8 protein-coding genes are annotated in these 5,895 nt (G+C 72.7%); 6 read left to right on the top strand and 2 right to left on the bottom strand.

Going from position 1 to position 5,895, the window contains the following annotated elements:
- Together H5J29_RS18465 and H5J29_RS18460 are read right to left on the bottom strand one after the other, a co-directional pair.
- The coding region (locus H5J29_RS18465) for an amidohydrolase family protein (protein WP_181782202.1) at positions 1–493 on the bottom strand (493 nt) is incomplete at its 3' end.
- Entirely contained in the window at positions 490–1,662 is a 1,173-nt protein-coding gene (locus H5J29_RS18460) for a low temperature requirement protein A (RefSeq protein WP_312858299.1), read from the bottom strand. The genes H5J29_RS18460 and H5J29_RS18465, both read right to left, overlap by 4 nt.
- 197 nt (positions 1,663–1,859) lie before the next feature.
- Here H5J29_RS18460 and H5J29_RS18455 point away from each other — a divergent pair, with 197 nt between their 5' ends.
- The 6 genes from H5J29_RS18455 to H5J29_RS18430 form a co-directional block, all read left to right on the top strand.
- Complete coding sequence (locus H5J29_RS18455; protein WP_376768546.1) at positions 1,860–2,756, top strand: ParA family protein; 897 nt, start codon at positions 1,860–1,862, stop codon at positions 2,754–2,756.
- On the top strand, positions 2,753–3,565 hold the full coding sequence (locus tag H5J29_RS18450) for a segregation and condensation protein A (protein ID WP_312858298.1): 813 nt from the start codon (positions 2,753–2,755) through the stop codon (positions 3,563–3,565). The genes H5J29_RS18455 and H5J29_RS18450 overlap by 4 nt, the downstream gene beginning before the upstream one ends.
- Positions 3,552–4,184, top strand: a complete 633-nt coding sequence (gene scpB, locus H5J29_RS18445; protein ID WP_181782201.1) for an SMC-Scp complex subunit ScpB — start codon at positions 3,552–3,554, stop codon at positions 4,182–4,184. Before H5J29_RS18450 ends, scpB begins: the two co-directional genes overlap by 14 nt.
- A gap of 12 nt (positions 4,185–4,196) precedes the next feature.
- A complete protein-coding gene (locus H5J29_RS18440) occupies positions 4,197–4,955 on the top strand; it encodes a pseudouridine synthase (protein WP_181782200.1) in 759 nt (252 codons plus the stop codon).
- Positions 4,955–5,317 (top strand): chorismate mutase, encoded by a 363-nt coding sequence (gene aroH / locus H5J29_RS18435; RefSeq protein WP_181782199.1) that lies wholly within the window; start codon positions 4,955–4,957, stop codon positions 5,315–5,317. The genes H5J29_RS18440 and aroH overlap by 1 nt, the downstream gene beginning before the upstream one ends.
- Before the next feature lie 139 nt (positions 5,318–5,456).
- On the top strand, positions 5,457–5,895 hold a 439-nt coding region (locus H5J29_RS18430; RefSeq protein WP_181782198.1), incomplete at its 3' end, for a (d)CMP kinase.

Raw genomic sequence — 5,895 nt, 5'->3', positions numbered from 1 at the left:
CCTGGTCGACGTCGCCCGCGCGGCGGATGTCCTCCATGACCGGGTGCCAGTACTGCTCCCGGAGCACCCCGGCGGGAACGCCGTAGTGCGCGGCAGCGGCGGTGTTGAGCCAGCAGCAGTGCAGGTCGGCGGATGCGAGCACGATCCGCGGCGCGGCGGGCAGCAGGTCCGCGCGCGGGAGGTCCGGCCAGAGGCCGTCCCGGAAGCCCGCGCCGACCAGTAGACCGTCCGCGGGCGGATCGGTGCGCAGCCGCTCGACCACGAGGGCGGCCGCGTCCCGGGCCGAGGCCGCGCCTGACAAGTCGAGCCTGCGGCGGGCGAGGGCCCACTGGTCGAAGTGCACGTGGTTGTCCCACAGCCCGGGCACCACCGTGCGACCCGCGAGATCGACGCCGGGCCCGGGGGAGTGCGGGCGGACCGTCGCGATCCGGCCGTCGGCGACCGTGAGGTCGACCATCCGCCCCTCGACCCGGGCGGCGCGCAGGACGGTCATGCGTGGCGCAGGCGCAGGAACCCGCCGAGCGCGACGGCCAGCACCAGGCCCATGACCAGCACCGCGACGCCGATCCCGGCCACCGGGGCGAGCAACGGGCAGAGCAGCAGCAGGACCGCCCCGCCCCCGACCAGCACCGGTGTGAGCGTGCCCTGCGGCCACACCAGCCTGCGCAGCAGCGAGATCACGATCAGGTAGAGCGCCACCGGGACCGCCACGGCGTAGCCCGCCACCAGTGGCGCCACGTGGGCGACGTGTTCGGCGACCTGGACCGAGACCTCCAGCCCCGCCCCGAGTGCGGCGACCGAGCCGAACACCAGGTAGTGGCCGTATCCCCAGGTCAGCGCCACGCGCAAGGACCGGAACCCGTGCTCGTCCCCGCCCAGGAAGTACACCCACCAGATGCCGAACATCAGCAGCAGCCCGCCGACACCGACCAGGATCAGCTGCAGCGACAGCCCGGCGCTCATCGCGGACTGGAAGGCGACGGTGGCCGCGAGGATCACCTCGCCGAGCACGATGATCGTGAACAGCCCGTACCGCTCGGCGATGTGCTCGGGGTGCCAGGTGGTCTGGCGGGAGCGCTCCGCCCACGGCGGGACCGCGACCTCGGCGAGCGCGAGCACCACGAAGCCGATGTAGTCGAAGGGGTGCGGCAGCAGCAGCCGCAGCAGCCACAGCACCTGTACCACGGCGATGCCGATCGCGTACCGCTGCGCGGTCCTGCGGCCCTCGGGATGCTCCCGGGCGGCGCGGAGCCACTGCACGACCATCGGGACCCGCATCACGGCGTAGCCGACGGTCACGCCGAGGAAGTCGTAGTCGTTCAGCGCCGCGGGCACGCCCGCGGCGAGGATCAGCACGCCTGCCATCTGCAGCAGCGTGAGCAGCCGGTACGGGACGTCGTCGGTGTCGTAGGCCGAGGCGAACCAGGTGAAGTTCATCCAGGCCCACCAGATGGCGAAGAACACCATCGCGAACCCGCCCACCGCCGCGACGGTGTGGTTCTCCTCGATCCCGTGTGCGAGCTGGACCGCGGCCTGCGCGATCGCCACCACGAAGCACAGGTCGAACAGCAGCTCCAGCGGGGTCGACGCCCGGTGTGACTCCTCCGGGTCCCGCCCGTCCATCCGCCGTCGCCACGGTGTCTGCAGTCCGGGTACCGCCACCTGCGTGCCTCCCTCGGTCGGAGCAGACCCTAACCAGTCGCTAGGGTTCGACCGGAAGTTCGACGGCGCCGGGCGTGGCGCGTTGCCCCCGGATGGTCGAGTTCCTACGCTGCGCCCCAGGTAGGGACAGCACCCGGAGGCGGAGCCCGCGCAGCGACCCTCCGGCAGGAGGCGGAGCTCGCGAAGCCGACCATCCGATGAGGAGCCGCATGGACGCATCACCCCCTGGGGACGGTCCGGGCCCCGACTATGACCCGACCGTCGAGGAGCCGGTGCAGCCGGGCAGGCACCGGGTCGGCGCGCCCGAGCCCGAACCGCTGACCGAGCACGGTCCGGCGCGCGTCATCGCCGTGGCCAACCAGAAGGGCGGCGTGGGCAAGACCACGTCCACCATCAACCTGGGCGCCGCGCTCGCCGAGTACGGCCGCAGGGTCCTGCTCGTCGACTTCGACCCGCAGGGCGCGCTGAGCGTCGGCCTGGGCGTGCAGCCGCACCAGCTCGACTCGACCGTCTACAACCTCCTGATGGAACGGGGGGTCGAGCCGGACGACGTCATCCTGGAGACCTCCGTGCCCGGCATGGACCTGCTGCCGAGCAACATCGACCTGTCCGCCGCCGAGGTCCAGCTGGTCACCGAGGTCGGCCGCGAGCAGGCCCTCGGCCGGGCGATCAAGCGCGTGCTGGACCGCTACGACGTGGTCCTCATCGACTGCCAGCCGAGCCTCGGCCTGCTCACGATCAACGCCCTGGCCTGCGCGGACAACGTCCTGATCCCGTTGGCCTGCGAGTTCTTCTCGCTGCGCGGGGTCGCCCTGCTGATGGACACGATCGACAAGGTCAAGGACCGGCTGAACCCGGACCTCGAGCTGATCGGCGTCCTCCCCACGATGTTCGACTCGCGGACCGTGCACACCCGCGAGGTGCACCAGCGGGTGCTGGAGGCCTTCGGCGACCTGGTGTTCGACGCCGTCATCAACCGCACGATCCGGTTCCCCGAGACGACCGTGGCGGGGGAGCCGATCACCACGTGGGCGCCCAACTCCAGCGGTGCCGCGGCGTACCGGATGCTGGCCCGCGAGGTCATCGCACGGTGACCCTGGCCGACGACACCACCCCCGAGGTCAGGGCGCGCTTCACGGTCCGCCTGCACAACTTCGAGGGCCCGTTCGACCTGCTCCTGCAGCTGATCGGCAAGCACCAGCTCGACGTCACCGAGATGGCGCTGCACAAGGTCACGGACGACTTCATCGCCCACCTGACCGCGCTCGGGGACGACGCGGACCTGGACGAGACCACCGAGTTCCTCGTGGTCGCGGCCACCCTGCTCGACCTCAAGGCCGCCCGGCTGCTGCCGAACGCCGAGGTCGAGGACGAGGAGGACCTCGCGCTGCTGGAGGCGCGGGACCTGCTGTTCGCCCGGCTGCTGCAGTACAAGGCGTACAAGCAGGTCGCGAGCCTGTTCGCCGAGCTGGAGAAGACCGCGCTGCGCCGGTTCCCGCGCTCGGTGGCCCTGGAGCCGCGGTTCGAGGGCCTGCTGCCCGAGGTGCTGCTCGGGATGGACGCGACCGCCTTCGCCGAGCTCGCCGCGAGCGTGTTCCGGCCGAAGCCGCCGCCGGTCGTCGGGGTGGACCACGTCCACCAGCACGACGTCTCGGTCCCCGCCCACATGGCGATCCTGCGCGAGCGGCTGGCCGAGCTGGGGGAGGCCACCTTCGCGGCGCTGACGGCGGACTGCGTGGCCCCCATCGAGGTCGTCGCCCGGTTCATGGCGGTCCTGGAGCTGTACCGGGAGCAGAGCATCGAGGTGGAGCAGCCCGAGGCGTTCGGGACGCTGACCGTACGCTGGGCACCCGGACCCACCGCGGCAGCCACCGAAGACGAGCCGGAGCATGACCGAGCCTGAGGAACCGACCGACCTCGACGCCCTCGAGGCGGCCTACGCCGAGCCCTCCGCCGTGGACGAGCCCGGCCTGCCCACCCTGCACACCGACGGCGAGCTGGCGGCGGCGCTGGAGGCGTTGCTCCTGGTCGTGGACATGCCGACGGACGAGGCGACCCTCGCGGGCGCCCTCGACCAGCCCGTCGGCCGGGTCGACCGGGCCCTGCGGCACCTGGCCGAGTCCTACCGCGAGCAGGGCCGGGGGATCGACCTGCGCCGGGTGGGCGAGGGCTGGCGGTTCTACACCCGGGACCTCTACGCGCCCTACGTCGAACGCTTCCTGCTCGACGGGCAGCGCGCCAAGCTCACGAGGGCCGCGCTGGAGACGCTCGCGGTCGTCGCCTACCGCCAGCCGGTCACCCGCGCGCGGGTCGCGGCGGTACGGGGTGTGAACTGCGACGGCGTGCTGCGTACGCTGCTCACGCGAGGTCTGGTGGAGGAGGCCGGTGTGGACGGGCCCACCCAGGGCACGCTGTTCCGCACCACCGAGCTCTTCCTGGAGCGGCTGGGGCTGTCCTCGCTGGAGGACCTGCCCCCGCTGGCGCCATTGCTGCCGGACATCGACGCGATCGACGAGCTGTAGGGACGACACGACATGAACCACCCCGCTCCCGAGGGAGTGCGGCTGCAGAAGGTGCTCGCCCAGGCGGGCGTGGCCTCCCGCCGCGCGGCCGAGGAGCTGATCGCCGCGGGCCGCGTCTCGGTCGACGGGAAGATCGTCCGCGAGATGGGCCGCCGGATCGACCCGGACACCGCCGTCGTGCACGTCGACGGCTCGCGCATCCAGCTCCGGGACGACCAGGTCTACCTCGCCCTGAACAAGCCGGAGGGGATGCTCTCCACGATGTCCGACGACCAGGGCAGGCTCTGCGTCGGCGACCTCGTGCTGCACCGCACCGAGCTGCTGAACAAGGCGGGCAGGCTGTTCCACGTCGGGCGGCTGGACCAGGACACCGAGGGCCTGCTGCTGATCACGAACGACGGCGAGCTGGGCCACCGGCTCATGCACCCCTCCTACGAGGTCGAGAAGACCTACGTGGCGGAGGTGCTGGGCCAGGTGCCGCGAGACGTCGGGAAGCGGCTGCGGGACGGGATCGAGCTCGAGGACGGGCCGGTCCGCGTGCACTCGTTCCGGGTCGTGGACTCGCTGCCCGGGCGGTCGATGGTCGAGGTCGTGATCCACGAGGGCCGCAAGCACGTCGTCCGGCGGCTGCTCGACGAGGTGGGCTACCCCGTCCAACGGCTGGTGCGCACCGCGATCGGCGAGGTCCGGCTCGGCGACCAGCGGCCCGGCAAGCTGCGGCCGCTGAACCAGAACGAGGTGGGCGCGCTCTACAAGGCGGTGGGGATGTAATGGCCGTCCGGGCGGTCCGCGGGGCGATCCAGGTGGACGACGACTCCCGCGAGGCGATCCTCGAGGGCAGCGCCGAGCTGGTCACCGCCGTGCTCAAGCGCAACGACCTGAGCAGCGACGACGTCATCTCGATCCTGTTCACCTCCACGCCGGACCTCACGGCGGAGTTCCCCGCGTACGCGGCCCGGCTGCTCGGGCTCACCGACGTCCCGCTGATGGGCGCCGTCGAGGTGGCGGTGCCGGGCTCGATGCCGCGGGTGCTGCGCCTGCTGGCCCACGTCGAGACCGACCTCGCCCGTGCCGAGCTGCGCCACGTCTACCTGCGCGGCGCCGCCGCCCTGCGCCGCGACCTCCCCAGCTGACCTGTGAGCGGCGATCACCGCCAGGGCGACGATCGCCACTCACGAGGGTGGTCGGGGCCGCGCGGAGGGCTCCGGGCACAATGGGGACGAGGCTCGCGCGGTGGTGGGGGCAGGGTCGTCGTCGCGTGAGGAGTGGGTCATGGTGCTGACGGGCGTCGTCGCGATGGACGGGCCCTCCGGCACCGGGAAGTCCACGGTCTCCCGGCGGCTCGCCCGCGAGCTCTCGGCCGCCTATCTCGACACCGGCGCGATGTACCGCGCCGCCACCCTGGCCTGCCTGCGGGCGGGCCTGTCCGCCGGGAGCCCGCCCGAGCGGCTGGCCGGCGTCGCCGTGACCGCGGACCTGGAGTCGGTCACCGACCCGGCCGCGCCGCGGATCCTGCTGGCGGGACAGGACGTCGAGGCGGAGATCCGGGACCAGCCCGTCACGCAGGCCGTCAGCGCGGTGTCGGCGGTGCCCGAGGTGCGGGCCGCGCTGGTCGCGCGGCAGCGGGCGCTGATCGACAAGGCCCTCGCCGGGGGCGGCGGGATCGTCGTCGAGGGGCGGGACATCGGCTCGGTCGTGGCGCCGGAGGCCG

Source organism: Pseudonocardia pini (assembly GCF_013870575.1).
GTDB classification, from domain to species: domain Bacteria; phylum Actinomycetota; class Actinomycetes; order Mycobacteriales; family Pseudonocardiaceae; genus Pseudonocardia; species Pseudonocardia pini.
Note: the sequence above shows the minus strand (reverse complement) of the source record. Positions and strands in the feature narration are given on the sequence as shown.

Bases quoted from the DNA above. Each gene is read 5' to 3' on its own strand.
- H5J29_RS18440 (WP_181782200.1), top strand. From the start codon at position 4,197: ATGAACCACCCCGCTCCCGAGGGAGTGCGGCTGCAGAAGGTGCTCGCC.
- H5J29_RS18455 (WP_376768546.1), top strand. From the start codon at position 1,860: ATGAGGAGCCGCATGGACGCATCACCCCCTGGGGACGGTCCGGGCCCC.
- aroH (WP_181782199.1), top strand. From the start codon at position 4,955: ATGGCCGTCCGGGCGGTCCGCGGGGCGATCCAGGTGGACGACGACTCC.
- scpB (WP_181782201.1), top strand. From the start codon at position 3,552: ATGACCGAGCCTGAGGAACCGACCGACCTCGACGCCCTCGAGGCGGCC.